24 protein-coding genes and 1 pseudogene are annotated in these 26,992 nt (G+C 69.3%); 15 read left to right on the top strand and 10 right to left on the bottom strand.

Annotated features, from left to right (window positions below; translation table 11 throughout):
- The first annotated feature begins 89 nt into the window (after positions 1 to 89).
- Complete coding sequence (locus A5678_RS21290; protein ID WP_068046348.1) at positions 90 to 512, top strand: metallopeptidase family protein; 423 nt, start codon at positions 90 to 92, stop codon at positions 510 to 512.
- A gap of 27 nt (positions 513 to 539) precedes the next feature.
- On the opposite strand, the gene A5678_RS21285 is transcribed toward A5678_RS21290, so the two are convergent.
- Entirely contained in the window at positions 540 to 878 is a 339-nt protein-coding gene (locus A5678_RS21285; RefSeq protein WP_067950190.1) for a WhiB family transcriptional regulator, read from the bottom strand.
- Between the two features lie 352 nt (positions 879 to 1,230).
- Between A5678_RS21285 and cofD the strand changes: the two genes are divergently transcribed.
- Genes cofD through A5678_RS21265 form a run of 4 tightly spaced genes read left to right on the top strand, consistent with a single transcriptional unit; the run spans position 1,231 to position 5,699 of the window.
- Complete coding sequence (gene cofD / locus A5678_RS21280) at positions 1,231 to 2,232, top strand: 2-phospho-L-lactate transferase (RefSeq protein ID WP_068046345.1); 1,002 nt, start codon at positions 1,231 to 1,233, stop codon at positions 2,230 to 2,232.
- Complete coding sequence (locus tag A5678_RS21275) at positions 2,229 to 3,569, top strand: coenzyme F420-0:L-glutamate ligase (protein WP_068046343.1); 1,341 nt, start codon at positions 2,229 to 2,231, stop codon at positions 3,567 to 3,569. The genes cofD and A5678_RS21275 overlap by 4 nt, the downstream gene beginning before the upstream one ends.
- A gap of 10 nt (positions 3,570 to 3,579) precedes the next feature.
- Positions 3,580 to 5,157 (top strand): class I SAM-dependent methyltransferase, encoded by a 1,578-nt coding sequence (locus tag A5678_RS21270; protein ID WP_068046340.1) that lies wholly within the window; start codon positions 3,580 to 3,582, stop codon positions 5,155 to 5,157.
- A complete protein-coding gene (locus A5678_RS21265; RefSeq protein ID WP_068046396.1) occupies positions 5,154 to 5,699 on the top strand; it encodes an NUDIX hydrolase in 546 nt (181 codons plus the stop codon). The genes A5678_RS21270 and A5678_RS21265 overlap by 4 nt, the downstream gene beginning before the upstream one ends.
- A 53-nt stretch (positions 5,700 to 5,752) precedes the next feature.
- Here the strand turns inward: A5678_RS21265 and A5678_RS21260 are convergent, their stop codons facing one another.
- Genes A5678_RS21260 through rfbD form a run of 3 tightly spaced genes read right to left on the bottom strand, consistent with a single transcriptional unit; the run spans position 5,753 to position 8,643 of the window.
- The gene (locus A5678_RS21260) at positions 5,753 to 6,832 is read right to left on the bottom strand and encodes a sugar phosphate nucleotidyltransferase (RefSeq protein WP_068046338.1); all 1,080 of its coding nucleotides are present in this window, start codon (positions 6,830 to 6,832) and stop codon (positions 5,753 to 5,755) included.
- Between the two features lies 1 nt (position 6,833).
- Complete coding sequence (locus tag A5678_RS21255; protein WP_068046335.1) at positions 6,834 to 7,733, bottom strand: glycosyltransferase family 2 protein; 900 nt, start codon at positions 7,731 to 7,733, stop codon at positions 6,834 to 6,836.
- On the bottom strand, positions 7,726 to 8,643 hold the full coding sequence (gene rfbD / locus A5678_RS21250) for a dTDP-4-dehydrorhamnose reductase (protein WP_068046332.1): 918 nt from the start codon (positions 8,641 to 8,643) through the stop codon (positions 7,726 to 7,728). Before rfbD ends, A5678_RS21255 begins: the two co-directional genes overlap by 8 nt.
- 98 nt (positions 8,644 to 8,741) lie before the next feature.
- On the opposite strand from rfbD, the gene A5678_RS21245 reads away from it, so the two are divergent.
- The 4 genes from A5678_RS21245 (at position 8,742) to ctpC (ending at position 13,495) form a co-directional block, all read left to right on the top strand.
- Positions 8,742 to 10,214, top strand: coding sequence for an LCP family protein (locus A5678_RS21245; protein WP_068046331.1), 1,473 nt, complete (start codon positions 8,742 to 8,744; stop codon positions 10,212 to 10,214).
- Positions 10,202 to 10,918, top strand: a complete 717-nt coding sequence (locus tag A5678_RS21240; RefSeq protein WP_197502213.1) for a TIGR03089 family protein — start codon at positions 10,202 to 10,204, stop codon at positions 10,916 to 10,918. The genes A5678_RS21245 and A5678_RS21240 overlap by 13 nt, the downstream gene beginning before the upstream one ends.
- Positions 10,919 to 11,027: 109 nt before the next feature.
- The gene (locus tag A5678_RS21235; protein ID WP_068046328.1) at positions 11,028 to 11,309 is read left to right on the top strand and encodes a DUF1490 family protein; all 282 of its coding nucleotides are present in this window, start codon (positions 11,028 to 11,030) and stop codon (positions 11,307 to 11,309) included.
- A gap of 11 nt (positions 11,310 to 11,320) precedes the next feature.
- Complete coding sequence (gene ctpC, locus A5678_RS21230) at positions 11,321 to 13,495, top strand: manganese-exporting P-type ATPase CtpC (protein WP_068046325.1); 2,175 nt, start codon at positions 11,321 to 11,323, stop codon at positions 13,493 to 13,495.
- Position 13,496: 1 nt separating this feature from the next.
- Here ctpC and A5678_RS21225 read toward each other — a convergent pair whose 3' ends face one another.
- Complete coding sequence (locus tag A5678_RS21225) at positions 13,497 to 14,156, bottom strand: cation transporter (RefSeq protein WP_068046322.1); 660 nt, start codon at positions 14,154 to 14,156, stop codon at positions 13,497 to 13,499.
- A 165-nt stretch (positions 14,157 to 14,321) separates the two neighbouring features.
- On the opposite strand from A5678_RS21225, the pseudogene A5678_RS21220 reads away from it, so the two are divergent.
- Positions 14,322 to 15,235 (top strand): annotated as a pseudogene (locus tag A5678_RS21220) (class I SAM-dependent methyltransferase).
- Positions 15,236 to 15,248: 13 nt separating this feature from the next.
- Complete coding sequence (locus A5678_RS21215) at positions 15,249 to 16,442, top strand: CoA transferase (protein ID WP_068046321.1); 1,194 nt, start codon at positions 15,249 to 15,251, stop codon at positions 16,440 to 16,442.
- Between the two features lie 2 nt (positions 16,443 to 16,444).
- On the opposite strand, the gene A5678_RS21210 is transcribed toward A5678_RS21215, so the two are convergent.
- Positions 16,445 to 18,412, bottom strand: coding sequence for a serine/threonine-protein kinase PknD (locus A5678_RS21210; RefSeq protein ID WP_068046317.1), 1,968 nt, complete (start codon positions 18,410 to 18,412; stop codon positions 16,445 to 16,447).
- Between the two features lie 21 nt (positions 18,413 to 18,433).
- The gene (pstS, locus tag A5678_RS21205; RefSeq protein ID WP_068046313.1) at positions 18,434 to 19,525 is read right to left on the bottom strand and encodes a phosphate ABC transporter substrate-binding protein PstS; all 1,092 of its coding nucleotides are present in this window, start codon (positions 19,523 to 19,525) and stop codon (positions 18,434 to 18,436) included.
- A gap of 240 nt (positions 19,526 to 19,765) precedes the next feature.
- Here pstS (A5678_RS21205) and A5678_RS21200 point away from each other — a divergent pair, with 240 nt between their 5' ends.
- From A5678_RS21200 to pstA, 4 genes are all read left to right on the top strand, one after another.
- Positions 19,766 to 20,614 carry an ATP-binding cassette domain-containing protein gene (locus A5678_RS21200; RefSeq protein WP_156747017.1) on the top strand — a complete coding sequence of 283 codons (849 nt, stop codon included), beginning with the start codon at positions 19,766 to 19,768 and terminating at the stop codon, positions 20,612 to 20,614.
- 44 nt (positions 20,615 to 20,658) lie between these two features.
- Positions 20,659 to 21,783 (top strand): phosphate ABC transporter substrate-binding protein PstS, encoded by a 1,125-nt coding sequence (pstS, locus tag A5678_RS21195; RefSeq protein WP_068046309.1) that lies wholly within the window; start codon positions 20,659 to 20,661, stop codon positions 21,781 to 21,783.
- Between the two features lie 62 nt (positions 21,784 to 21,845).
- A complete protein-coding gene (gene pstC, locus A5678_RS21190) occupies positions 21,846 to 22,862 on the top strand; it encodes a phosphate ABC transporter permease subunit PstC (protein ID WP_068046388.1) in 1,017 nt (338 codons plus the stop codon).
- Between the two features lie 40 nt (positions 22,863 to 22,902).
- On the top strand, positions 22,903 to 23,724 hold the full coding sequence (gene pstA / locus A5678_RS21185; protein ID WP_068046386.1) for a phosphate ABC transporter permease PstA: 822 nt from the start codon (positions 22,903 to 22,905) through the stop codon (positions 23,722 to 23,724).
- A gap of 14 nt (positions 23,725 to 23,738) precedes the next feature.
- On the opposite strand, the gene A5678_RS21180 is transcribed toward pstA, so the two are convergent.
- The 3 genes from A5678_RS21180 to A5678_RS21170 form a co-directional block, all read right to left on the bottom strand.
- The gene (locus tag A5678_RS21180; RefSeq protein ID WP_068046307.1) at positions 23,739 to 24,179 is read right to left on the bottom strand and encodes a response regulator; all 441 of its coding nucleotides are present in this window, start codon (positions 24,177 to 24,179) and stop codon (positions 23,739 to 23,741) included.
- Positions 24,176 to 25,714 (bottom strand): CHASE3 domain-containing protein, encoded by a 1,539-nt coding sequence (locus A5678_RS21175; protein WP_082945660.1) that lies wholly within the window; start codon positions 25,712 to 25,714, stop codon positions 24,176 to 24,178. Before A5678_RS21175 ends, A5678_RS21180 begins: the two co-directional genes overlap by 4 nt.
- 71 nt (positions 25,715 to 25,785) lie before the next feature.
- On the bottom strand, positions 25,786 to 26,976 hold the full coding sequence (locus tag A5678_RS21170) for a PP2C family protein-serine/threonine phosphatase (RefSeq protein ID WP_068046301.1): 1,191 nt from the start codon (positions 26,974 to 26,976) through the stop codon (positions 25,786 to 25,788).
- Between the last annotated feature and the right edge of the window lie 16 nt (positions 26,977 to 26,992).

Raw genomic sequence — 26,992 nt, 5'->3', positions numbered from 1 at the left:
GGCGCGTGGGCGATTCGCGCAGCTCTCCGCGGAGGGATCGGTCCCCGGGCCGATTCGCTTCCCATCGGTCCTCCCGACGGGGCCGCGATGTGCGCGGCCCGCTGCTGCCGCCGACGGTGCCCGGGTGGCGCAGCCGGGCCGAGCGATTCGACATGGCGGTGCTGGAGGCCTACGAACCCATCGAGCGGCAATGGCAGGCCCGCTTGACCGACCTCGACGTGGCGGTCGACGAGATTCCCCGCATCGCGGCCAAGGATCCCGACAGCGTGCAGTGGCCGCCGGAGGTGATCGCCGACGGGCCGATCCCGCTGGCGCGCTTAATCCCGGCCGGCGTCGACGTCCGCGGCAACGCCACACGAGCGCGAATTGTCTTGTTTCGCAAGCCGATTGAGCGACGGGCCAAGGACACCGTCGAGCTCGGTGATTTACTGCACGAAATCTTGGTGGCCCAGGTCGCCATCTATCTCGATGTGGAGCCGTCGGTCATCGACCCAACGATCGACGACGAATGACCCTGACGCGCAGGCGCCTTCGGCGCCCTAGATGATGCCGCGCTTGAGGCGCCGGCGCTCGCGCTCGGAGAGACCGCCCCAAATGCCGAAGCGCTCGTCGTGCTCCAGGGCGTACTCCAGGCACTCGTGACGCACCTCGCACCCCAGGCAGATCTTCTTGGCCTCCCGGGTGGAGCCGCCCTTCTCCGGGAAGAAGGCCTCGGGATCGGTTTGGGCGCACAGCGCCCGGTCCTGCCACTGGTCCGCGACGGGCGCCGGCATCGGCTCGGGCTCGAATGCGACTGGCGCATCAGGAACCACGGTCAGGTGCGGCCGAACGGGTCGGACCGGCGCTGAGACGATAGGGGTGTGCGGCGTGCTCGCCATGACTCCTCGAAGATGTTCGTAAGACATACGGTCGTCCGCCTCCTCAGTTTGATTGGGAGAGTGAGTGGTTCCCACTTTTCTGATGTGTACAGACAATTCGAACAAGTGATCGAATCTCGGTCTGCGACACCGGAACCGGCCGGCCAACCGGGAAATGACACTGTTGTGATTAGACACGGGTTAATCTGCCGGGTCAAGCATTACGGCGCATTTCCATACCATCTCGTGACCGAATTACGGCGTTTCCGTTGTTTTGCGCATTCGGCGTGTCGATCACACTGCGCGCGACTACGCTTAAAGGCCGCGTAACGGCCCCGCCACCGCGCGGTCGCCGGGCAGTACTGTCGTCCACGTGAAGGTCACCGTTCTGGTCGGTGGGGTTGGCGGCGCCCGCTTCCTGCTGGGGATTCAACAGTTGCTCGGGCTGGGACAGTTCGAAACGCAACAGCACCCAGACGCGGGAGCCGGCAACCACGAACTTAATGCAATCGTCAACATCGGCGACGACGCCTGGATCCATGGACTGCGGGTCTGCCCGGATTTGGACACCTGCATGTACACCTTAGGTGGAGGGGTAGACCCGGAGCGCGGGTGGGGTCACCGCGACGAAACCTGGCACGCCAAAGAGGAATTGGCGCGCTACGGCGTGCAGCCGGACTGGTTCGGGCTCGGCGACCGGGATATCGCCACCCACCTGGTGCGCACCCAGATGCTCAACGCCGGCTACCCGCTCTCGCAGATCACCACGGCGCTGTGCGATCGCTGGCAACCCGGCGCGCGACTGCTGCCGGCGAGCGACGACCGCTGCGAGACGCACGTGGTGATTACCGATCCGGCCGACGGCAACCGGCGCGCGATCCACTTCCAGGAGTGGTGGGTGCGCTACCGCGCCGACGTGCCCACCCACAGCTTCGCTTTCGTCGGCGCCGAAAAGGCCACCGCCACAAGTGATGCTGTAGCGGCCATCGCCGAAGCCGACGTCATCCTGCTGGCGCCGTCCAACCCGGTGGTGAGCGTCGGCGCCATCCTGGCCGTCCCCGGCATTCGGGCGGCGTTGCGCTCGGCGACCGCCCCGGTCGTCGGCTACTCGCCCATCATCGGTGGAAAACCATTGCGCGGCATGGCCGATGCCTGCCTGTCGGTGATCGGGGTGGAGTCGACCGCCGAAGCGGTCGGCCGGCATTACGGGGCGCGCGGTGGCACCGGGATCCTGGATTGCTGGCTGGTGCACGAGGGCGATCATGCCGACATCGAGGGCGTGGCGGTGACCGCTGCGCCGCTGTTGATGACCGACCCGAAGGCGACGGCCGAGATGGTGAGCGCCGGGCTCGACCTCGCCGGCGTGAAGCCGTGACCGAACACGGCACCGGCGCGGCGATCGAGATCCTGCCCGTCGCCGGGCTCCCCGAGTTCCGGCCCGGCGACGACCTGAGCGCGGCCCTGGCCGCGGCCGCACCCTGGCTGCGCGACGGTGACGTCGTGGTGGTGACGAGCAAGGTGGTGTCCAAGTGCGAGGGCCGGCTGGTGCCGGCGCCGCAAGACGCCGAGGAGCGGGACCAACTCCGGCGCAAGCTGGTCGAGGCCGAGGCGGTGCGGGTGCTGGCGCGCAAGGGCCGCACCCTGATCACCGAGAACCGCATCGGCCTGATTCAGGCCGCCGCGGGCGTGGACGGGTCCAACGTGGGCCGCGACGAACTGGCGCTGCTGCCGATCGACCCGGACGGCAGCGCCGCGGCCCTGCGCGCCGGGCTGGCGGACCGGCTCGGCGTCGACGTCGCCGTGGTCATCACCGACACCATGGGCCGCGCGTGGCGCAACGGCCAGATCGACGCGGCGGTTGGGTCGGCCGGTCTGGCCGTGTTGCACGGCTATTCGGGGGCCGTCGACCGCCACGGCAACGAGCTGGTGGTCACCGAGATCGCGGTGGCCGACGAGGTCGCGGCGGCGGCGGATCTAGTGAAGGGCAAATTGACCGACATGCCGGTCGCCGTGGTGCGCGGGCTCGAGGTGGCCGACGACGGCTCGACGGCCCGGCAACTGTTGCGGCCCGGCGAGGAGGACCTGTTCTGGCTGGGCACCGCCGAGGCCCTCGACATGGGGCGCCGGCAGGCGCAGCTGTTGCGGCGGTCGGTGCGCCGGTTCAGCGCCGAACCGGTCGCGCCCGAGCTGATCGAAGCCGCCGTCGCCGAGGCGCTCACCGCACCTGCCCCGCACCACACCCGGCCGGTCCGCTTCGTCTGGCTGCAGACCCGCGACGTTCGGCTGCGGCTGCTGGACCGCATGAAGGACAAGTGGCGGTCGGACCTCGCCGGTGACGGCCGGCCCGCCGACTCGGTAGAACGGCGGGTGGCCCGCGGCCAGATCCTCTACGACGCACCCGAGGTCGTCGTCCCGATGCTCGTTCCCGACGGCGCGCACACGTATCCCGACGCCGCCCGCACCGATGCCGAGCACACCATGTTCACCGTCGCGGTCGGGGCGGCCGTGCAGGCCCTGCTGGTCGCGCTGGCCGTGCGGGGGGTGGGCAGCTGCTGGATCGGCTCGACGATCTTCGCCGCCGACCTGGTGCGCGCCGAGCTCGATTTGCCGGCCGATTGGGAGCCGTTGGGCGCCATCGCGATCGGCTACCCCGAGGAACCCGCCGGGCCCCGCGACCCGGCGGACGCCGGGGATTTGTTGATCCGCAAGTGATACTGGCCTCATGAGAACGTTCGCGGGCAAGGCGGCGGCGTCCGCCGACAAGGCCCGCGGCGGCTACTACACACCGGCCCCGGTGGCCCGGTTCCTGGCCCGCTGGGTGCGCGACGCCGGACCGCGCATCGTGGAACCCGCCTGCGGCGACGGCGCGATCCTGCGCGAGCTGGCCGCCCTCGGCGGGCGGGTGCACGGCGTCGAGCTCGTCGCCGACGAGGCCGCCAAGGCACGGCAATTCGCGCCCGTCGACGCGGCGAACCTGTTCACCTGGCTCGCCACCGCCGGGCCCGGCGGCTGGGACGGGGTGGCGGGGAATCCGCCCTACATCCGGTTCGGCAACTGGGCGTCCGAGCAGCGCGACCCCGCGCTGGAGCTGATGCGGCGCGAGGGACTGCGGCCCACCCGGCTGACCAACGCCTGGGTCCCCTTCGTGGTGGCGAGCTCGATCCTGGTGCGCGACGGCGGCCGGGTCGGCCTGGTGCTGCCCGCCGAGTTGCTTCAGGTCACCTACGCCGCACAGCTGCGCGAGTTCCTGTTGAGCCGGTTCAGTGACATCACGCTGGTGACGTTCGAGCGATTGGTGTTCGACGGCATCCTGCAGGAGGTGGTGTTGTTCTGCGGGGTCGCCGGCCCGGGGCCGGGCCGGATCCGCACGGTCCACCTCACCGACGCCGGTGCGCTCGCGCACGCGGATCTGAACGTCGAATGGGCGCCCGCGCTGTTACACGAGAACGAGAAGTGGACGAAGTACTTCCTGGACCCGGCCGCGATCCGGCTGCTGCGAACGCTCAAGGGGTCGACGGCGCTGACCCGGCTCGGGTCGGTCGCCGCCGTGGACGTGGGGATCGTGACGGGCCGCAACAGCTTCTTCACGTTCACCGACGCGCAGGCCCGCGAACTAGGGCTGCTGCCCCACTGCGTCCCGCTCGTCTCGCGCAGCGCGCAGTTGTCCGGGTTGGTGTACGACACCGACTGCCGGGCAACCGATGTCGCCGCCGGGCGCCGCGGCTGGCTGCTCGACGCGCCGCGCGAACCCGTCGAGCCCGCCGTGCTCGCGCACATCGACGCCGGTGAGGCCGCCGGCGTGGATCGGGGATTCAAGTGCTCGATCCGCAAGCCGTGGTGGAGCACGCCGTCGCTGTGGATTCCGGACCTGTTCATGCTCCGCCAGATCCACCTGGCGCCGCGGCTGACCGTCAACGCCGCCGCGGCGACGAGCACCGACACGGTGCACCGGGTCCGGCTCGCGGCCGGTGTCGACCCGACCGGGCTGGCCGCGGTGTTCCACAACAGCGTCACGTTCGCCTTCGCCGAGATCATCGGCCGCAGCTACGGCGGGGGGATCTTGGAGCTGGAACCGCGCGAAGCCGAGCAGCTGCCGGTCCCCCCGCCGGAGCTCGCCGGTCCCGAGCTCGCCCGTGACGTCGATCTGCTGTTGAAGGCCAACGAGATCGAGAAGGCGCTCGACCTCGTCGACCGGCGGGTCCTGGTCGACGGGCTGGGGTTGGGACCCGAGGTGGTGGCGCAGTGCCGCGCGGCCTGGGTCGCGCTGCGGGACCGCCGCAAACGGCGGGGTTCCCGGTGAGCGTCCGGGAGTCGGCGATCTCGCTGCTGTCCGAGTGGGAGGCGCCCGACCCGGCGCAGGACTCGTTGCGGCAGGCGGTCCTGGCCTTCGTGCTGGCCCGTCCCGACGCGTGTCGCCGCGAGTGCGTGCCGGGCCATGTCACCGCCTCGGCGCTGGTGCTCGACCACACCGGCGACCGGGCGCTGCTGACGTTGCATCCCCGCGTGGGCCGGTGGGTGCAGCTGGGCGGCCACTGCGACGAGAACGACGGCGACATCGTCGCCGCCGCGCTGCGCGAGGCCACCGAGGAATCCGGTGTCGAAGGTCTGCGCATCGAGCCCCGGCTGGCGGCCGTGCACGTCCACGCGCTCACCTGCTCGTTGGGCGTGCCCACCCGCCACCTGGATCTGCAGTTCGTGGCGCGCGCCCCGGCCGGCGCGCAGATCGCGATCAGCGACGAGTCGGATGACTTGCGGTGGTGGCCGGTCGATGCGTTGCCGGACGACACCGACCACGCCTTGACGTATCTGGTGGGGCAAGGGTTGCGTCGAGCGTCACGCTAGCGTGACCGCCGGCGTCGAGCGTCACGCTGGCGTGACGTTCGAGCGAGAAGAGGCTAGACGTCGGACGAGTAGCGGATGCCGCCGTCGGGAATCGAAACGCCGGGCCACACCCGGGCGCCGCGCAGCAGCTCGCACCGAGCACCGATGTCGGCGCCGTCGCCGATCACGCCGTCGCGGATCAACGCCCGCGGGCCGATGCGCGCGCCGAAGCCGATGATGGACCGTTCGATCACGCTGCCCGCCTCGACCTTGACGCCGTCGAAGATCACGGCCCCGTCCAGCCGGACGCCGGGGCCGATCTCGGCGCCCCGCCCGACGACTGTGCCGCCGATCAGCACCGCGCCCGGCGACACGGCCGCGCCGTCGTGCACCAGCTGCTCGCCGCGGTGCCCGTGCAGGGCCGGTGACGGCGCGATCCCGCGGACCAGGTCCGCCGACCCGCGCACGAAGTCTTCCGGCGTGCCCATGTCCCGCCAGTAGGTGGCGTCGACGTAGCCGCACACCTTGACGTCCGGGTCGGCGAGCAGGGCGGGGAACACCTCGCGTTCGACCGACACCTCGCGGCCCCGCGGGATGCGGTCGACGATGCCGCGCTCGAAGATGTAGCAGCCGGCGTTGATCTGGTCGGTCGGCGGGTCCTGGGTCTTCTCCACGAAGGCCGTGACCCGGCCGTTCTCGTCGGTCGTGACGCACCCGAAGGCCCGCGGGTCGCCCACCCGCACCAGGTGCAGGGTGACGTCCGCCCGCTGGGACCGGTGGAAGTCGATCATCTGATTGAGGTCGGCGCCGGACAGCACGTCGCCGTTGAACACCATCGCGGTGTCGTGGCGCAGGTGCCCGGCGACGTTGGCGATGCCGCCGCCGGTTCCCAGCGGCGAGTCCTCGGTGACGTATTGCATCTGCAGGCCGAGCTTGGACCCGTCGCCGAACTCCGCCTCGAACACCGCGGCCTGATACGAGGTGCTCAGGATGACGTGCTCGATGCCCGCCGCGGCGATCCTCGACAGCAAGTGGGTCAAGAACGGCAGCCCGGCGGTGGGCAGCATCGGCTTGGGCGCCGACAGCGTCAGGGGCCGCAGCCGGGTGCCCTTGCCGCCGACCAGAATTACGGCATCGACTTGCGGGTTAGCCATCTCAGCGCCGCCCTTCGGCCAGGTTCCGTCTACGACTGCGCAAGGCGCCGCGCACCATCAGCCGGGACCGCAGCGCCAGTGATGCCCGCAACGTCCAGCGCAGCGGCGCGCGCCGCCATCCCGCATGCCGGTCGGCCAGGAACATGTAGGTGCTCTTGTGATGTGCCGCCAGGTGGCTCCCCGGGTCGTCCCCGGTGGAGTGGCCCTTGTGGTGCAGCACCTCGGCCGACGGCACGTAGACGTTCAGCCAGCCGGCCCGGCCGAGCCGGTCCCCGAGGTCGACGTCTTCCATATACATGAAGTAGCGCTCGTCGAACCCGCCGATCTGGCCGAAGGCGGACCGGCGGACCAGCAGGCACGACCCCGACAGCCAGCCCACGGTGCGCTCGGTGGGCTCCAGCCGCTCCTGCCGGTACGCCGCCGTCCACGGGTTGCGCTTCCAGATCGGGCCGACGACCGCGTGCATGCCGCCGCGGATGAGGCTGGGCAGGTGGCGCGCCGACGGGTATACCGAGCCGTCGGGGTCGCGGATGAGCGGGCCCAGGGCGCCGGCGCGCGGCCAGCGGGTGGCGGCGTCCAGCAGGGCGTCGATGCTGCCCGGGCCCCACTGCACGTCCGGGTTGGCCACGATCACCCAGTCGTCGTCGACGTCCGGTGTCTCGGCGAGCTGCGCGACCGCCCTGTTGATCGCGGTGCCATATCCGAGGTTGGCCCCGGTGTGGAACAACCGCACGTTCGGGTAGCGCTCGACGGCCGCCTGCGGGGTTCCGTCGGTGGAGCCGTTGTCGGCCATCAGCACGCACACCGGCCGCTCGGTCGCCAGCGACAGCGAGGCCAGGAAGCGCTCGAGGTGTGGGCCCGGTGAGTAGGTCACCGTCACGACCGGCAGGACGTCAGTCACGCGTAGAGGGTAACGGTCGATCGGCGGCGACGTCGGTAGCCGCGTTGCTCTTCGCGGCGGCGAGCGCCGCGACAAGCGCCGCGCGCCAGGGCCTTAACGGCCGCAGGCCCGCCGCGGCGGACTGGCGGCCCGACAGCGCGGAGTAGCTCGGGCGCGGCGCCGGGCGGGGAAATTCCGCGGTGCTGACCGGACGCACCCGCGCCGGGTCGGCGCCACATTCTTCGAAGATCGCGCGGGTCTGCTCGTAGCGGGACACCGCGCCCTCGTTGGCGGCGTGCAGGATCGGCCCGGGCACGTGGTCGTCGGCGATCTGCAGCAGCGCCTCCGCCAGGTCGCCCACATAAGTCGGTGACCCGAACTGGTCGTCGACGACGTTCACGGGGCCGTCCCCCGCGGCCAGCCGGCGCATGACGGCGACGAAGTCCTTGCCGTCACCGCCGGTGTACACCCAGGCGGTCCGGACGATAACGGCTTCGGGCAGCGCCGCCAGCACGGCCTCTTCCCCGGCATGCTTGCTGCGCCCGTACACGCCCGCCGGGGCGGTTCGATCGCTGGGCTCGTAGGGACGCGGGTCAGCGCCGTCCGGGTCCCCGCCGAAGACGTAGTCGGTGGAGACGTGGATAAACCGGGCGCCGGCGCGCGCGCAGGCCCGGGCGATGTTCTCTGGGCCGGTGGCGTTGACGGCGTAGGCGCCGGACTCGTCGCTCTCGGCGCCGTCGACGTCGGTGAACGCCGCGCAATTGATCACCACGTCACCGGGCTCGATGATCCGTTCGGCGGCGGCGGGGTCGGTGATGTCCCACTCCGACGACGTCAGCGCCAGCACGTCACGGCCCTGACTGGCCGCCAGCGAGCGCAAATAGCTGCCCAGCTGCCCCCCGGCGCCGGCGATCACGATCCTGCTCGACATGGTCTGAGTCTGGCATGTCCGGGAAAGGCCGGGCGAACGCCGGGGCGCGCGGGGGTTCGCTACCCGCGAAGCGGGTGTGCCACAAGTAACCTAGTGGGATGCCTGTGCAACGTGTGGTTCGTGTGATTGCCACCGCGCTCGCGCTTGCGGTTGTCCTCGGCACCGGGCTCGCGTGGAGCAACGTCCGGTCCTTCGAGGACGGCATCTTCCACATGTCCGCACCCTCGCTCGGCAAGGGCGGCGACGACGGCGCGATCGACATCCTGCTGGTGGGCCTCGACAGCCGCACCGACGCGCACGGCAACCCCTTGTCTCAAGAGGAGCTGGCCACGCTACGCGCCGGCGACGAGGAGGCGACCAACACCGACACCATCATCCTGATCCGGATCCCCAACAACGGGAAGTCGGCGACCGCCATCTCGATCCCCCGCGACTCCTACGTCGCGGCCCCCGGCCTGGGCAAGACGAAGATCAACGGCGTCTACGGCCAGACCCGCGAGGCCAAGCGCACCAGCCTGGTCAAGGCCGGCGATTCGGCCGAGGACGCCGCGGCGCAGGGCACCGAGGCCGGGCGCGAGGCCCTGATCAAAACCGTCGCCGACCTCACCGGCGTCACCGTCGACCACTACGCCGAGATCGGGCTGCTCGGTTTCTCGTTGATCACCGACGCGCTCGGCGGCGTGGACGTCTGCCTGAAAGAGCCGGTGTTCGAACCGCTTTCGGGTGCCGACTTTCCGGCCGGCCCGCAACGGCTGGACGGGCCGGAGGCGCTCAGCTTCGTCCGGCAGCGCCACGAGCTGCCCCGCGGCGACCTCGACCGGGTGGTGCGTCAGCAAGTGGTGATGGCCTCGTTGGCCCACCGGGTCATCTCCGGCAAGACGCTGTCCAGCCCCGCCACGGTGCGACGGCTGGAGGCCGCCGTGCAGCGCTCGGTGGTGATCTCGCAGGGTTGGGACGTAATGGATTTCGTCCAGCAGATGCAGAAGCTCGCCGGCGGCAACGTCGCGTTCGCCACCATCCCGGTCCTGGACGGGGCCGGCTGGAGCGACGACGGCATGCAGAGCGTGGTGCGGGTGGACCCGCACCAGGTCGCCGACTGGGTCAGCGGCCTGCTGCACGACCAGGAGCAGGGCAAGACCGAGGAGATCGCCTACACCCCGGCGAAGACCACCGCCAGCGTGCTCAACGACACCGACATCAACGGGCTGGCATCCGCGGTCTCACAGGTGTTGACCGCCAAGGGATTTGGTGCAGGCACTGTCGGCAACAACGACGGCGACCATGTCAAGGCCAGCCAGGTGCGGGCCGCCAAGAGCGACGACCTGGGAGCCCAGGAGGTGGCCAAGGAGCTGGGCGGACTGCCGGTGGTCGCCGATCCGTCCGTCGCGGCGGGCTCGGTCCGGGTGGTGCTGGGCAACGACTACAGCGGCCCCGGCTCCGGGCTTTCCGGCACCGCGTCGGTGATGCCCGCCCGGGTGTCCAACGTCGGTGCGGTCGCGCCCGATCCGAACGTCCCGGCGCCCTCGCCGATCCTGACCGCCGGTTCCGACAAGCCCGAGTGCATCAACTGAGCACGCTCACCGGCGCCATCCTCGACCCGATGCTGCGGACCGACCCGGTCGGCCCGCGCATCACCTACTACGACGACGCGACCGGCGAGCGCATCGAGTTGTCGGCGGCGACCCTGGCCAACTGGGCGGCCAAGACCGGCAACCTGTTACGCGACGAGTTCGGCGCCGGACCGGGCAGCCGGGTCGCGATCCTGCTGCCGGCGCACTGGCAGACCGCGGCCGTGCTGTTCGGGGTGTGGTGGATCGGCGCCGAGGCCGTGCTCGCATCGGACCCCGCCGACGTAGCGTTGTGCACCGCCGAACGGCTGGACGAGGCGGACGAGACCGACGCCCGTGAGGTGGCGGTGCTGTCGCTGGATCCGTTCGGCCGCCCGGCCCCCGACCTGCCGGTCGGCGTCACCGACTACGCCACCGCCGTGCGGGTGCACGGCGACCAGATCGTCGCCGAACCCCGTCCCGGCCCGGCACTCGCCGGCCGGTCGGTCGACGAGGTCCTCGCCGATTGCCAAAGCTCAGCCGCCGCAAGGGAATTGACGGCCACCGATCGCGTGCTGTCCACCGCCGCGTGGTCGGAACCCGGCGAGCTGGTGGACGGCCTGCTGGCGATCCTGGCCGTCGGCGGGTCGCTGGTGCAGGTGGCCAACCCCGACCCGTCGGCGCTTCCGCGCAGGATCGAGACCGAAAAGGTCACCCGGGTGCTCTGAGGCGGGCATGTGCGCGGCGCCCGGCGCGCTCCCCAATACATGTTGATATCGCAATATTGCGATGTTAACGTCGAGGCAACGGTCGATGACAACGGGAAGGTTCAGAGCAATGGCAGCGTACGGACTGTTGGCAAAGGCGGGCACCGTGGTGGTGCACGGGGTGGTCGGGGCGGCGGCCTACGACCTGCTGCGCAGGGCCGCGAAGAAGGCGCCGCTGCACCAAACCGCCGTGTCGGCAGCGGAGCTCGGCCTGCGCGGCACGCGCAAGGCCGAGGAGGCCGCCGAGTCCGCCAGGCTCAAGGTCTCCGACGTCATGGCCGAAGCGCGCGAACGCATCGGCGAGGAAGCGCCCACGCCTTCGGTCGCCGACGCCCACCAGCACGACCACTGATCCCCGCGCAGATGGCGCTCGCCACCGCCCTCGAGCCGGTCCGCCCGGAAGACCCCGCGCTGCAGGTCATTTCGGATGCCGCGGGGCGCATGCGCGTTTCCGTCGACTGGCTGCGGTGCGACTCCCGGCGCGCGGTGGCGGTCGAGGAGGCCGTCGCCAAGGAGGACGGCGTGCGCGTGGTGCACGCCTACCCGCGCACGGGATCCGTCGTCGTCTGGTATTCGCCCCGGCGCTGTGACCGCGCCGCGGTGCTGGCCGCGATCGGCTCCGCCGCGCACGTCGCCGCCGAGCTGATCCCGGCGCGCGCGCCGCATTCGGAGGAGATCCGCAACACCGACGTGTTGCGAATGGTCGTCGGCGGTGCGGCGCTGGCGCTGCTCGGCGTGCGCCGCTACGTGTTCGCCCGGCCGCCACTGCTCGGCCCGAACGGCCGGGTTCTGGCCACCGGCGTCACCATCTTCACCGGCTACCCGTTCCTGCGCGGCGCGCTGCGCTCGTTGCGCTCCGGCCGGGCCGGCACCGACGCCCTGGTGTCGGCGGCGACGGTGGCGAGCCTGGTGTTGCGCGAGAACGTGGTGGCGCTGACGGTGCTGTGGCTGCTCAACATCGGTGAGTACCTGCAAGACCTCACGCTGCGCCGGACCCGCCGGGCCATCTCCGAGCTGCTGCGCGGCAGCCAGGACACGGCGTGGGTTCTGCTGGCCGACGGCACGGAGGTACAGGTACCCATCGACGGCGTCCAGATCGGCGACGACGTGATCATCCACGACCACGTCGCGATCCCGGTGGACGGCGAGGTGGTCGACGGCGAGGCGATCGTCAACCAGTCCGCGATCACCGGCGAGAACCTGCCCGTCAGCGTCATGGTGGGCGCGCACGTACACGCCGGGTCGGTCGTGGTGCGCGGGCGCCTGGTGGTGCGCGCGCAGGCCGTCGGCAACCAGACCGCGATCGGGCGCATCATCACCCGGGTCGAGGAGGCCCAACACGACCGGGCGCCCATCCAGACCGTGGGCGAAAACTTCTCCCGCCGTTTCGTTCCCACCTCGTTCATCGTGTCGGCTCTCACCCTGGCGGTCACCGGCGATGTGCGCCGCGCGATGACGATGCTGTTGATCGCGTGCCCGTGCGCGGTGGGCCTGTCCACGCCGACCGCGATCAGCGCCGCGATCGGCAACGGCGCGCGGCGCGGCATCCTGATCAAGGGCGGCTCGCACCTCGAACAGGCCGGCCGGGTGGACGCGATCGTGTTCGACAAGACCGGAACGCTGACCGTCGGCCGCCCGGTGGTCACCAATATCATTGCCCTGCACAAGGATTGGGAGCCCGAGCAGGTGCTGGCCTACGCGGCCAGCTCGGAGATCCATTCCCGCCATCCGCTGGCCGAGGCGGTGATCCGCTCGACCGAGGAGCGCCAGATCACCATCCCGCCGCACGAGGAGTGCGAGGTCCTGGTGGGCCTGGGCATGCGCACCTGGGCCGACGGCCGCACCCTGCTGCTCGGCAGCCCCGGGCTACTGCGCGCCGAGAAGGTGCGGGTGTCGAAGAAGGCGTCGGAGTGGGTGGATAGGCTGCGCCGCCAGGCCGAGACCCCGCTGTTGCTCGCGGTCGACGGCAAGCTGGTGGGGCTGATCAGCCTGCGCGACGAGGTGCGGACGGAGGCGGTCGAGGTGTTGAAGGAGTTGCGCGACAACGGGATCCGCCGCATCGTCATGCTCACCGGCGACCATCCGGACATCGCTCAGGTGGTCGCCGAGGAACTTGGGATCGACGAGTGGCGCGCCGAGGTGATGCCGGAGGACAAGCTCGAGGTGGTGCGCGGGCTGCAGGACGAGGGCTACGTGGTCGGCATGGTGGGCGACGGCATCAACGACGCTCCCGCGCTCGCGGCCGCAGACATCGGGATCGCCATGGGTCTGGCCGGCACAGACGTGGCCGTCGAGACCGCCGACGTGGCGCTGGCCAACGACGACCTGCATCGCCTGCTCGACGTGCGGGACCTGGGCGCCCGGGCCGTCGACGTCATCCGGGAGAACTACGGCATGTCCATCGCGGTCAACGCCGCCGGGCTGATCATCGGCGCCGGCGGGGCCCTGTCCCCCGTGCTGGCCGCAATCCTGCACAACGCGTCGTCAGTCGCGGTGGTGGCCAATAGTTCCCGGCTGATCCGCTACCGGCTGGACTGACTCAGCAGCAGCCGCAGTCGTGGCCGCGCCAGGCGCGGACGCCCTGCCAGGCCGCCACACCGGCGATCCCGAGGCCGACCGCCGGGTCGATCCACCATCCGCCGGACCACGACGCCGTCGCGGCGAGCCCCGCCAGCACCCCGGCCGCCTGGGCGGCGCACAGATAGTTCTGCATGCCCTCGGCCTCGGTGGCTCCCGAGTCCAGCCGCAGGCCGAGCCGGCGGTTGGCCCGGCCGAGTATCGGCATCAGCAGCAGTCCGGTGGCCGTCAGCGCGATGCCGATCAGCGAGGCCTCGGCGTGGCGCTCACCGGTCAGCTCGCGAATGGATTCGGCGGCGATGTAGGGGGCGGTCAGCCAGAACGACACCGCGACACCGCGTTGCGCGCGCCGCTCGGCTTGCGCGGCGAAGGTCCGCGCCCCGCTGAACCGCCACACCACCATCGCGCTGGCCAGCGCCTCGGACACCCCGCCCAGGGCCCACCCGGTCAGCGCCACGGAACCGAGCGCCAACCCCTGCCAGAGGCCGATGCCGCCCTCGACGAGCACTGCGGCCAGGCTGACCCACGCCAACCGTCGCGCCCACTCGGCGTCGCGCCGCCAACCGGCGTCCCGCGTCGCCGCGAGGGTGCATGCATCGGCGATGACAGACGAAGTGGTCATTGCGCGAGGCTAGCGGCGATGGCGCACGCTCGCGCGCCCAGACACCCGCTGGTGACACAACCGTGTCAAACCCGACCGGCCAGCACCCGCTCGAGCGCCAGTCCCGGGCGGTCTTGCGACGCCATCGTTACCCTGGTTAACGACTAGACCGAAAGGGCACTGCCGATGACGCGCACCGACAACGACAGCTGGGACCTGGCCACGAGCGTGGGGGCCACCGCCACCATGGTGGCGGCCGGACGGGCCCGGGCCACCCGCGACGCGCTGATCGACGACCCGTTCGCCGAGCCGCTGGTGCGCGCCGTCGGCGTCGACTTCATGACGCGATGGGCCGCCGGCGAATTGAGTTCGGCCGACGTCGACGAGCCCGGGGCCCCGTGGGGCATGCAACGCATGACCGACATGCTGGCCGCACGCACGCGCTACATCGACGCGTTCTTCGCCGAGGCGGGCGCCGCCGGAATCCGCCAGGTCGTCATCCTGGCCTCCGGCCTGGACGCCCGCGCCTACCGGCTGCCCTGGGCGGCGGGGACCACGGTGTTCGAGATCGACCAGCCGCAAGTCATCGAATTCAAGTCGGCAACCATGGCCGAGCTCGGCGCAACGCCCACCGCCGAGGTTCGGGCCGTCCCGATCGACCTGCGCCACGACTGGCCGTCGGCGCTGCGCGGGGCCGGCTTCGACACCGGGCGCCCGGCCGCCTGGGCCGCCGAGGGCCTGCTCGGCTTCCTGCCGCCCGAGGCGCAGGACCGGTTGCTCAACGACATCACCGCGCTCAGCGCCGACGGGAGCCGGCTGGTGGCCGAGGTCTTCATCAACTCCGGCGACAGTGGGGACGCTCTGAACGCCGCAGCGAGAAGTGGCGGGAGAACGGCCTCGACATCGCGCTGGGCGACCTGGGCTTCCCCGGCGAGCGCAACGACGCGGCGACGTATCTGCAGCGGAAGGGCTGGCGCCCGGTTCGCACACCCCTGAATCAGTTGTTGGCCGACAACGGGTTACCTTTGCAGCGCACCGAACCCGGTGCGCCGTTCGCCGAGAACTACTACTGCATCGCGGAGTTGCACACGGCCCGTTGACGGAAGGCCACCCATGGCAGACAGCACGCCCCCCAAGCCACTTGACGGGTTCCGGGTACTCGATTTCACCCAGAACATCGCCGGGCCGCTGGCCGGGCAGGTGCTGGCCGACCTGGGCGCCGAGGTGATCAAGGTCGAGGCGCCCCTGGGTGAGGCTGCCCGGCAGATCACCGCGGTCCTGCCCGGGCGCCCGCCGCTGCCCACGCTGTTCCTGCCGCACAACCGGGGCAAGAAGTCGGTGGCGGTAGACCTCACCGACGACGAGGCCAGGCAACAGATCCTGCGGCTGGTCGACAGCGCCGACGTCGTGCTGGAAGGGTTCCGCCCCGGCGTGATGGAACGCATGGGCCTGGGCCCCGCCGAGTTGCGCGCCCGCAACGCCAGGCTCGTCTACGCGCGGCTGTCGGCCTACGGCGGCAACGGCCCGCACGGCAGCAGGCCGGGCGTCGATCTGATGGTCGCGGCCGAGTCGGGCATGACCACCGGGATGCCGACGCCGACCGGCAAACCGCAGATCATCCCCTTCCAGCTCGTCGACGCCGCCAGCGGTCACGTGCTGGCCCAGGCGGTGCTGGCCGCGCTGCTCAACCGCGAGCGTCATGGCGTGGTGGACGTGGTGCGGGTCGCCATGTACGACGTGGCGGTCAACTTGCAGGCCAGCCAGCTCACGATCCACCTGAACAAGCCGAGCGAGGCGCCCAAGCCCGACGCCGCATCAAAACCCAAGAAGCGCAAGGGAGTTGGCTTCGCCACCCAGCCGTCGGACGCGTTCAAGGCCGCCGACGGCTACCTGGTGATCAGCGCGTATGTGCCCAAGCATTGGGCGAAGCTGTGTCAGATCATCGGCCGGCCGGACCTGCTGACCGACGAGCGGTTCATCGATCAGCGTTCGCGCGCAATGAATTACCCCGAATTGACCGAGGAGCTCGAGTCGGCGCTGGCCGGCAAGACCGCGGCCGAATGGGTTGAGCTGCTACAAGAAGGCGGCCTGATGGCCTGCCTGGCCTACACCTGGAAGCAGGTGGTGGACACCCCGCTGTTCGCCGAGAACGAGCTCGCCCTGAGCGTGGGCAGCGGCGACGACGCGGTCACGGTGGTGCGCATGCCGGCGCGCTACGCGAGCTTCGACGCGGCGGTCACCGATCCCCCGCCCGCGCCGGGGCAGCACAACGACGAGTATCTGGGCGCACCCCAGACGACGTCCTGAACTCACGGCGCGAGTTTGACCACCCGGTCATTGCCGCGGTCGGCGACGTAGACGTTTCCGTCCTTGTCCGCCGCCACCGCTAACGGGGTGTTGAGGCCCGTGAACCTCAGCGCCGTCGGGCTGTTCGACCCGGCAGCCAGCTTGAGCACCTGGTTGCTGTCGTGTTCGGTGACATACACGTCGCCCGCGGCGTCGACTGCGATACCCCACGGCACGGTCACCCCGGTGAACGGCAGCACGGTCTGGGCGGTCGCGCCGGCCGGCAACTTCAGCACCCGGTTGCTGTCGGTATCGGCGACGTAGACATTGCCGGCGGGGTCCACGGCGACTCCATCGGGGTTGTTCAAGCCGGTGAACGGGAGCACCTCTTGGGTGCTCGACCCGGCCGCCAGCTTCACCACCCTGTTGTCGCCCCGGTCAGCGACGTAGACGCTGCCCTGCGTATCCACCGCCACACCCTCGGGGTAATTGAGGCCGGTGAACGGGAGTACGGCCTGGTTGTTCGAGCCCGCCGCCAGCTTCACCACCCTGTTGTTGAAATCGGCCACGTACAAGGTGCCCGCCTCGTCCACCGCCAGGCCCTGGGGCTGATAAAGGCCGGTGAACGGAAGCACCGTCGATGTGGTCGAACCGGACGCCAGCTCCACGACCCGCCCATACATGCCCTGGTTGGTGACGAACACGTCGCCGGCCTTGTCCAACGCCACGCCGCCCGGCGACAGGCGGAAGTCAATGCCATTGAACGGCAGCACGGATTGTCCTGACGCTGACGTCGGGGACCGCGACGGGCCGGATGCCAAAAGCCCGGCGACGACGGCGGCAACCACGACGATCGCCGCGGCGCCGACAAGGATCCACTTCCGCTTTCCGGACCGGCCCCACGGCCCGCCGTGCGTGAAGTCGGGCGCCGGTCTCCGCGGTGGTCGGCCATACAGCGGTGGCGGGGCGGAGCCGCCCGACGGCGGCGGTGGCCGGCCATTGCGCCAACTGCCCGCGCCGGCGGCCGCCGGCATGGACCCAGCCGCGGGAGCAGCGATTGTCTCGGCGCCGCCGGGCGACGGCTCCCAGTCGCCCCGAGGAGTGGCCTGTTCGCCGTGCCGCAGAATTGACGCGGCCTGGTGCTGGTCCGTCACGGTCAGCGCGTCGTTGGCCGCGGCGGCAAGCTCACCGGCGGATTGATAGCGCTCCGCGGGGTTCTTCGCCATGCCTTTGGCGATCACTTCGTCGAGCGCCGCCGGGACGCTTCCCGGTCGCAGCTGGCTGGGCCGCGGGGCGGGCTCCGTCAAATGTGCGGCAACCGCCCGTTCGATGCTGGTGGTCCGATACGGCGGCGACCCGGTCAAACACTCGGTCAACACGCATGTCAGCGAATAAATATCAGCGCGATAGGTGACCTCGTGGTCGGTGAACCGCTCAGGGGCCATGTAGTGGTAACTTCCCATCGCGATTCCGGTCTGGGTCAGCGAGGGGTCGGCGGCGGCGCGAGCGATGCCGAAATCGACCAGATAGGCGAAATCATCGCGCGTGATGAGAATGTTTTCCGGCTTGACGTCTCGGTGTGTCACGCCGGTGGAGTGGGCGGCGTCCAGCGCCGCGGCGATCTGGCGCACGATGGCCACCGCCCGCGGGGCGCTCAACGGCCCCGAATGCTTCAGCAGCGCGGACAAGTCGATTCCGTCGATCAGGCGCATGTCCAGATACAGCAGGCCGTCGATCTCGCCGTAGTCATGGATCGGCACGACATGGGGCTCGGTCAGCCGCCCCGCCGCGTCTGCCTCGCGCTGCATCCTCGCGCGAAATATCGGGTCGCCGGAGAATTCCGCCGAGATGAGCTTCAACGCCACCACCCGATGTTTTCGGGTGTCCTCGGCCTCGTAGACCTCGCCCATCCCGCCGCGGCCCAGCAGCCGCAGCAGCCGGTAGGGCCCAAACCGCGACCCCACCCGCGTATCCGGCTCGCTGTGCCTCACCGTCGGGCTCCCTTCAGCTGATCAAGCGATGGCGTCCACCGCCGCCGCCAGTTTGGATTGGAACGACTTCGGCAGCGGAATGGATCCGTACTGGTCCAGCCCGTCTTGGCCCGGACCGACGGCCGCCTGCATGAACGCCTTTACGGCCAGGCCGGTCGCAGAATCCGGGTATTTCGAGCAGACGATCTCGTACGTCGGCTCCACGATCGGGTAGGCCCCCGATTGCGTCGGCTTGTAGAACGACGACGTGTCCAGCACCAAGTCGTTGCCCTGGCCCTTGAACGTGGCCCCGGCAATCGTCTTGCCCACCGAATCGGTGGTGATCGACACCGGATCCGGACCTGCCGAGGTGATGATCTGGGCCATGCTCAACTGCTTGCCCACCGCGAACGACCACTCGTTGTAGGTGATCCCCCCATCGGTGCTCTGCAGTGCTCCCGACGAGCCTTCATCCCCGGCGGCCCCGTCACCGACGCCGCCGTTGAACTTCTCGCCGCCACCCTTGCCCCAGGCGCCGTTGGACGCGGCATCCAGGTACTGCTGGAAGTTGGCCGAGTTCGCGGACTTGTCGCTGCGGTAGATGACGTGAATGGGCACGGACGGCAGGTTGATGCTCGCGTTGAGCGCCTTGATCGCCGGGTCATCCCATTTGGTGATACCGCCGTTGAAAATCTTTGCCAGCGTCGTCGCGTCAAGTTTCAGCGGATTGACGCCGTTGAGGTTGTAGGTGACCGCGATCGGTTCAAACACCGCCGGCAGGTCCCAGGCAGGCGAGCCGCACCGCGCCGTAGCCCGCTCGGGCTCACCTTTCGATGGGTCCAACGGCACCCCGGAGCCCGCCAGGTCCGTCACATTGCTGACGAACTCCTCAACCCCTTTCCCGGAGCCGTTCGCGTTGTAATCCAGCGTGTTACCCGGGCACGCGCGGACATAGGCGTAGACGAACTGCGCTATCGCATTCTCTTGCGCGGTCGCACCGCTGGCGTGCAGTACTTTTTTCCCGCCACACTGCACCGTTGATTGCGCGGTGTCGGAATGGCCGCCGCACCCCGACAGAACCAGCGCGCCGGCGCTCAGCAGGCTCAACAGGGCTTCCGATCGGCTGAATCTCACGAAACTCCTCAGAAGATTCAAGGTGGCCAATATCCACTGTGCCACCGAAGCAGCCCGCCTAGCGCACTCCCCCGCCCAACGCGTAGGCGGTCACTGGAGAGTGAACAAAATGTGAATGTACAAACGTCGATGTACAAAATTCTCAGAGCTGAGCGGTTGGTGAGCAACGCCTTGGAAGATTGACAGAGTATGAACCGCGACCAGCCCTGCGAGGGCAGACGCACGTAGCATCGGCAGTAGATGGACCGTGCACAGATCGACGCCGAAACCGGTGCCGTGGATGTCGATGTAGCTGCTCCGGTAATCGAGGCGGTGAACCTCACCCTCGGCTTCGGCGCCAACACTGTGCTCGAAGACGTGAGCCTGGCCTTTCCCCCGCGCGCGGTCATCTCGTTGCTGGGCCCCACGGGCTCCGGCAAGACGACCTTCTTGCGCACCCTGAACCGGATGAACGACAAGGTCGCCGGCTACCGCCATAGTGGTGATGTCCGGCTGGGCGGACGCAGCATCTTCAAAGACCGCGACCTGATGGAGTTTCGCCGCAGGGTCGGGATGCTGTTCCAGCGCCCCAATCCGTTTCCGATGTCGATCATCGACAACGTGCTTGCCGGCGTGCGAGCACACAAGCTCGTGCCGCGCAAGGAATTTCGTGCGGTCGCCGAGGCACGGCTCAATGAGGTCGGCCTGTGGAACGCGGTCAAGGATCGGCTCGGCGATTCGCCGTTCCGCCTCTCCGGCGGTCAGCAGCAGTTGTTGTGCCTGGCCCGCGCGCTCGCGGTGAACCCCGAGGTGCTGCTGCTCGACGAGCCCACCTCCTCACTGGACCCGTCCACGACCGAGAAGATCGAAGAGCTCATCGGATCGCTCGCCGACCGCCTGACCGTGGTCATGGTGACCCACGACCTTGCCCAGGCCGCCCGGATCGGTGACCGGACGGCCCTGTTTTTCGGCGGCAGGCTGGTCGAGGAGGGCCCCACCGAACAGCTCTTCCTGTCACCGAAGCACGCGGAAACCGTCAGATACGTATCCGGACTGTTCGGCGACCGCAGGCTCCTCGGTGTCGTCGTCGGCGCAGACAGCGCCACCTAGGGCGCCATCTGGGAGGCGCGAAAAGATAGAGAAGGGCAAGGACCGTGAAAAATCGTCTGCAAATGATGTTGGCTCTCTCCGCCACCGTGCCGCTGGTCCTGATCGCGGCCGCCTGCGGTTCGAACAAACCGGGCGGTCAGCCGAGCCCAGGCGCTACCACCGGCAGCCCCGCGACTACGCCCGCGACGACCAACTTGGCGTTGACGGAGACCGGCGCCACCGAGCTGTATCCCCTGATGAATCAGTGGGTTTCGGCCTTTCACTCGAAATACCCCAACGTAACGATCACCACAGGTGCCACCGGCTCGGGCGCGGGTATCGCACAGGCCGCTGCGCGCGCGGTCGACATCGGCGCCTCGGGCGCTTACCTGTCCAAAGGTGACATGGCCGCGCACAAGGGGCTGATGAACATCGCGTTGGCCATTTCCGCCGAGCAGGTCAACTACAACCTGCCGGGCGTCACCGAGCACCTCAAGCTGAACGGCAAGGTGCTGGGGGCCATGTATCAGGGCAAGATCAAAACCTGGAACGACCCGCAGATCGCCGCCCTCAACCCCGGGGTGAACCTGCCGGCCACCCCGGTGGTTCCGCTGCATCGTTCCGACGGGGCCGGCGATACCTTCGTGTTCACCCAGTACCTGTCGAAGCAAGACCCCGACGGCTGGGGGAAGTCGCCGGGCTTCGGCACCACCGTCGACTTCCCGGCGGTGCCGGGCGCCCTCGGCGAGAACGGCGCCGGCGGGATGGTCACCGGCTGCGCTGACACCCTGGGCTGCGTGGCCTACATCGGCAGCAGCTACCTCGACCAGGCCAGCCAGAAGGGTCTGGGCGAAGCCGAATTGGGAAACGCCTCCGGCAAGTACCTGCTGCCCGACGCGCAAGCCGTTGTGGCCGAGGCCAACGGCTTCGCCTCGCAGACCCCGGCAGACCAGGCGATCTCACTGATCAACGGCCCCGCCGCTGACGGCTACCCGATCGTCTACTACGAGTACGCCGTCGTCTACAACAGCCAGAAGGACGCCGCCACGGCACAGACGTTGCAGGCCTTCCTGCACTGGGCGGTCACCGACGGGAGCAGCCCCTCGTTCCTGGATGCGGTTCACTTCCAGCCGTTGCCGGCGTCGCTGGTGAAGTTGTCCGACGCCCAGATCGCCCAGATCGCCGGCTAGGTAGACGCGTGACCGCCTCAGTCCACCCGCGGACGCCCGGCCGCCCGGCCGTCCTCGCGCGCATGCGGGGCCGCGTCCGTACCGTCAGCCGCGCCGGCCTTGCGGTGCGGTGGGCCGGTGGGATAAGTGCGGTGATCCCGCTTCTCGCGCTGTTGTTCGTGTTGGCCACGCTCGTATTCGAGGCGGCGGGCGCGATCAGGGTCAACGGGCTGCACTTCTTGACCGGCACGGAATGGAACCCGGGAAACCTGTACGGCACAAACGCTGTCACCCATGGTGTCTGGCATCCACTCAGCGTCGAATACGGCGCATTGCCGCTCATCGTCGGCACGCTGGCGAGCTCGGGGATCGCGTTGATCATCGCGGTGCCGGTGTCCGTCGGCGCGGCGTTTGCGATCGTGGAGAAACTGCCGAAACGTCTGGCCGCGGCCGTCGGCATGGTGCTCGAATTGCTCGCCGGCATTCCGAGCGTCGTGGTCGGCCTGTGGGGCGCCATGACCTTCGGCCCGTTCATCGCCCACCACATCGCCCCAATGATCGCCCGCAACGCACCAGATGTGCCGGTGCTGAACTACTTCCGCGGCAACACCGGGAACGGCGAGGGCATGTTGGTTTCCGGTCTGGTGCTGGCGGTGATGATCATCCCCATCATCGCCAGCACCTGTCGCGACCTGTTCCGAGGAGTTCCGTCGCTGCCCCGCGAGGGCGCCACCGCGCTTGGCATGTCCGACTGGGAGTGCGCGCGCCGGGTCACCCTGCCGTGGGTGTCCAGCGGCGTCGTCGGCTCCGTGGTCCTGGGACTCGGGCGGGCGCTCGGGGAGACGATGGCCGTGGCGATGGTGTCCGGCGCGGAGTTGGGCGCGATGCCCAGGAACATCTACTCGACCATGACCACCATCGCAGCAACCGTTGTCTCGCAACTGGATTCGGCCATGACGGACTCCACCAACTTCGCGGTCAAGACACTTGCCGAGGTCTCCCTGGTGCTGATGGTGATCACCTTGCTGACCAACGTGGCCGCCCGCGCGCTGGTGCGCCGGGCGTCCGGTCGAGCGCTGCCGGTCGGACGAGGGGTTTGACGTGAGCCAACTGCGGTCGGTACGCGCTCGGCGCAAAGGCATGAACGCGCTGTTCTGGGCGGCTTGCTTCTGCTGCCTGGCGGCGGTGATCGCCCCGACGTTGTGGATGCTGGTCGGAGTCGTCGCCCGCGCGTTGCCGGTGTTTCACTTCAGCGTGCTGGTGCACGATACGCAAGGCAACGGCGGTGGCCTGCGCAACGCGATCGTCGGGACGGTTGTCCTTTGTCTCGGGGTCATGCTCGTAGGCGGGATGGTCAGCGTGTTGACCGGGATTTACCTATCCGAATTCGCAACCGGCAGAAAGCGATCGATCTTGCGCGGCGCCTACGAGGTGCTGTCCGGTATCCCCTCCATCGTGCTCGGCTACGTCGGCTATCTCGCGCTTGTGGTGAACTTCGACTGGGGGTTCTCGTTAGCGGCCGGGGTGTTGACCCTGTCGGTTCTCAGCATCCCGTACATCGCGAAGGCCACCGAGTCCGCCCTGGGCCAGGTGCCGACCGCGTACCGGGAGGGCGCGGAGGCGCTGGGGCTTCCCGTCACCTGGACGCTGCGCAAGATTGTGCTGAAAACGGCGGTGCCAGGGATCGTCACCGGCATGCTGCTGGCGATCGCGCTGGTGGTCGGCGAGACGGCGCCGATGCTGTACACGGCGGGATGGTCGAATTCCCTTCCGACGGGACAACTCACCCACTCGCAGGTCGGTTACCTGACCTATCCGATTTGGACGTTCTACAACCTGCCGTCGAAGACGGCGCAGGACCTGTCTTATGACGCGGCCCTGCTGCTGATCGTTTTCCTGCTGCTGCTCATCGTCACGGGGCGGTTGATCGCCTGGCGCGCAGAACGGAACACGAAAGCGTGAGCGAGGAGTGAGCCTTACAGGCTGGGCAGCCGCACCACCTGGACGAAGAACTCGTCGATCTGCCGGACCGCCTTCATGAACTGGTCCAGGTCGACAGGCTTGGTGACATAGGCGTTAGCGTGCAGCTTGTAGCTGCGCAGGATGTCCTCCTCGGCCGAGGAGGTGGTGAGCACGACGACCGGGATGCGGGCCAGGTCGGGGTCGGACTTGATCTTCTCCAGCAGCTGGCGGCCGTCGTACTTCGGCAGGTTCAGGTCCAGCAGGATGAGGTCGGGCCGCGGTGCATCCTCGAACCTGCCGCGCCGGTAGAGATAGTCGAGGCCTTCCTCTCCGTCGTGCGCGACATGGAGCCGGTTCTTGAATTTGTTGTGCTCGAACGCTTCTCGCGTGATGAGCTCGTCGCCCGGGTCGTCCTCGACGAGCAGGATGTCGATCGCTCTGCCTTCGGATGTCATTGCGGCGCTCCTTCCAAAGCGTCTGCGTCTGCGTCTGCTTCGCCAACGGGCTCGGGCTCGGGCATGGGCAGTGTGAACTCGAACCGCGTGCCCTCGGTGCGGGGCGTGTCGATCCGGATGGTGCCGCCATGGTGCTCCACGATCTTCTTGACCAGCGCGAGGCCGACGCCGGTCCCGGCGTACACGTCGCGGCCATGCAGGCGCTGGAAGATGACGAAGACCTTGTCGGCGAACTCGGCCGGGATGCCGATGCCGTTGTCCGACACGGTGATCAACCATTCGCCGTCGTGGTTGCCGGTGCCCGGCGCGCAGTCGATGACGACGCGGGGCCGGCGATCTTTGTGCCGGAACTTCACCGCGTTGCCGATGAGGTTCTGCCACAGCATCGTCAGCAGCATGGGGTCGCCCTTGATCCGCGGGAGCGCATCGGGGCGCACGATTTCGGCCTCCGACTCTTCGATCGCGGTGGCCAGGTTGGCCAGGCCGGAGTTGAGCGTCGTGTCGAGGTCCACGTCGGTTTCCGTGGCGCCCAGCCGGCCGACGCGCGAGAAGGTGAGCAGGTCGTTGATCAGCGCCTGCATCCGTTTGGCCCCGTCGACCGCGAATCCGATGTATTCGAGCCCGCGTTCGTCGAGCTTGTCGGCGTATCGCCGCTCCAGCAGCTGGCAGAACGAGGCGACCTTGCGCAGCGGCTCCTGCAGGTCGTGCGACGCGACGTAGGCGAACTGCTCGAGTTCGGCGTTGGACCGGCGTAATTCGGCCGCCTGCTCGTCCAGCTGGGCCTGGGCCGAACGCGACGTCACGAGCTCGTCGACCATCCGCCTGCGCATGTTTTCGACGTCGATCGCCATGTCGCGAATGTCTTTGGGCCGCTTCGGCGGTGAGATGCTTTCATCGAAGCTGCCCTGGGTGATCCGTCGGCACGCCGCGGCCAGCGCCGCGAGCGGGCGGGCGACCGTGTCCCGGATCAGGAACCCGAGCAGCCCGGCCGTCACGAAGAACAGCAACACCATGGCGCCGAATGCCCTGTCGCGCCAAGCGTCGACGCGTTTGAGTTCGCCCGCGGCGGCCGCCCGCGCGGCGGCCAGGTTCGCGTTCTGGCTGTCGAAAAGCATACGCAGATGGTCGAATTCGATTTTGCCGCGCTCCGCCGAAGGCTTGCTCGCGACGTTCTTGCCGTTCGGCATCACGGTGCCGATGACCGGTTCGGCGTAGCTTGCCCGCCACTTGGCCGCGGCGTTCTCGATGGCGTCGAGGTCGTCGATGAGGTCCGGGCGCTGGCTCAGGCGGCGCCGGATCTCCTCGACCGCAGCGTGTTCGGCGTGCTGCCCGTCGTAGTACGGCGTGAGGAACTGCCGGTCCCCGGCGATCAGGTAGCCCCGGATGCCCGTCTCCTGGTCGCGCAGCGCGGCCTGCAGTTGGAAGGCCGCCACGCGCGCCGGCTGGATGTTGTCGAGCAGCTCGTGCGTCATCTCGTCGGTGCGGTTCAGCAACAGCGCGCCGACGGCTGCGCCGGCGAGCACCATCACGCCCATGCTGAGCAGGACGAGGGCCTGCCAGCCGCGCACGGTGAGCTGCGACAGACGCAGTCGACGCAACCTCGGGGTCACCTGGTGGTCCTTTCGACCCGCAGCACGGCGATGTCGTCGGTGAGCCCGCCCTGCGACTGAGCGAGTTGCTGGGCGCCGTCGATGAGCGCGTCGACGAACCCCGGACCCGGCCGGTTCGCGTGCGACCGGGCCAGCTCGAGCAGACCGTCCTCGCCGAGGCGCCGGGTGCCCTGTCCCGAATATCCCTCGAACAGGCCGTCGGTCAGCAGCAGCAGGCCGTGACCCGCGGCGAACTCCATCTCATGGCATGGCCAGTTGTCGGCGCGCAGGCCAAGCGCGGGACCGCCCGGCGGCTCCACCCAGTCCACCGTGCCGTCGCGCTGCAACAGCATGCCCGGGTGACCGGCGCGGATGACGGTGATCCGCGAGCTGTCGGCCTGGATCTCCAGGCTGAGCACGGTCGCGAAAACGCCTGTGTCGGTCCGCTCGGAGTGCAATACCCGCTCGAGTTGCCGCATCAGTTCCACCCCGCGCACACCGGCGAGGGTGAGCGCGCGGAAGGCGATCCGCAGCGCCGCACCCAGGGCGGCCTCGTGCGGCCCGTGCCCGGCGACGTCGCCGATCAGGACGTGAATGACCCGGTCGGGCGTCTGGACCACGTCGTAGAAGTCCCCGCACAGCAGCGCGTCCTCGCGGCTCGGCCGGTATCGGGCGACGATGTCGACGCCCGGGTTGTCCAGCAGCACCGGGGAGGGCAGCAGGCCGCGCTCCAGCAGGGCGTTCTCGCGGGCGCGCAGCTGGGTCGCGTGCAGGTCGGCGGCGATCAGCTCGGCGCGCTTGCGCTCGATCGCGTACAGCAGCGCCCGCCGCAGCATCTCGGGCTCGACCCGCCCCTTCACCAGGTAGTCCTGGGCGCCGGCCGCGACCGCGGAAGCGCCGAAGTACTCGTCGTTCAGCCCGGTCAGCACGACGATCGGAACGGTGGCATCGCGCTTGGCGATGCGGTCCAGCGCATCCATGCCGTTGGCGTCGGGCAGGTTCAGGTCCAGCAGCACGCAGTCGGGCCTGGCGGAGGCGAGCTCACGCTCGGCGTGGGCCATCGACTGCGCCCACACCACCCGGATATCGGCGACCGCATCGGCGATCAGGTCCTCCACCAACACCGCATCGGCGCGGTCGTCCTCGACCAACAGCAAAGACAGCGACTGCCAACTGGCCGCCGGGGTCACGGGAGCGCGCACAGGCATCAATTCCCGGTCATCC

The organism is Mycobacterium sp. E2733, assembly GCF_001667585.1.
GTDB lineage: Bacteria > Actinomycetota > Actinomycetes > Mycobacteriales > Mycobacteriaceae > Mycobacterium.
This window is presented reverse-complemented; position numbering and strand designations above follow the sequence as displayed.

Coding starts and splice junctions, on each gene's coding strand:
- A5678_RS21175 (WP_082945660.1), bottom strand. CDS start 25,714: ATGGGCGTGATGGTGCTCGCCGGCGCAGCCGTCGGCGCGCTGTTGCTG.
- rfbD (WP_068046332.1), bottom strand. CDS start 8,643: ATGTCGAGCAGGATCGTGATCGCCGGCGCCGGGGGGCAGCTGGGCAGC.
- ctpC (WP_068046325.1), top strand. CDS start 11,321: ATGGCGCTCGCCACCGCCCTCGAGCCGGTCCGCCCGGAAGACCCCGCG.
- A5678_RS21270 (WP_068046340.1), top strand. CDS start 3,580: ATGAGAACGTTCGCGGGCAAGGCGGCGGCGTCCGCCGACAAGGCCCGC.
- A5678_RS21200 (WP_156747017.1), top strand. CDS start 19,766: ATGGACCGTGCACAGATCGACGCCGAAACCGGTGCCGTGGATGTCGAT.
- A5678_RS21245 (WP_068046331.1), top strand. CDS start 8,742: ATGCCTGTGCAACGTGTGGTTCGTGTGATTGCCACCGCGCTCGCGCTT.
- pstC (WP_068046388.1), top strand. CDS start 21,846: ATGCGGGGCCGCGTCCGTACCGTCAGCCGCGCCGGCCTTGCGGTGCGG.
- A5678_RS21170 (WP_068046301.1), bottom strand. CDS start 26,976: ATGCCTGTGCGCGCTCCCGTGACCCCGGCGGCCAGTTGGCAGTCGCTG.
- A5678_RS21285 (WP_067950190.1), bottom strand. CDS start 878: ATGGCGAGCACGCCGCACACCCCTATCGTCTCAGCGCCGGTCCGACCC.
- pstA (WP_068046386.1), top strand. CDS start 22,903: ATGAACGCGCTGTTCTGGGCGGCTTGCTTCTGCTGCCTGGCGGCGGTG.
- A5678_RS21235 (WP_068046328.1), top strand. CDS start 11,028: ATGGCAGCGTACGGACTGTTGGCAAAGGCGGGCACCGTGGTGGTGCAC.
- A5678_RS21225 (WP_068046322.1), bottom strand. CDS start 14,156: ATGACCACTTCGTCTGTCATCGCCGATGCATGCACCCTCGCGGCGACG.
- A5678_RS21260 (WP_068046338.1), bottom strand. CDS start 6,832: ATGGCTAACCCGCAAGTCGATGCCGTAATTCTGGTCGGCGGCAAGGGC.
- A5678_RS21180 (WP_068046307.1), bottom strand. CDS start 24,179: ATGACATCCGAAGGCAGAGCGATCGACATCCTGCTCGTCGAGGACGAC.
- A5678_RS21215 (WP_068046321.1), top strand. CDS start 15,249: ATGGCAGACAGCACGCCCCCCAAGCCACTTGACGGGTTCCGGGTACTC.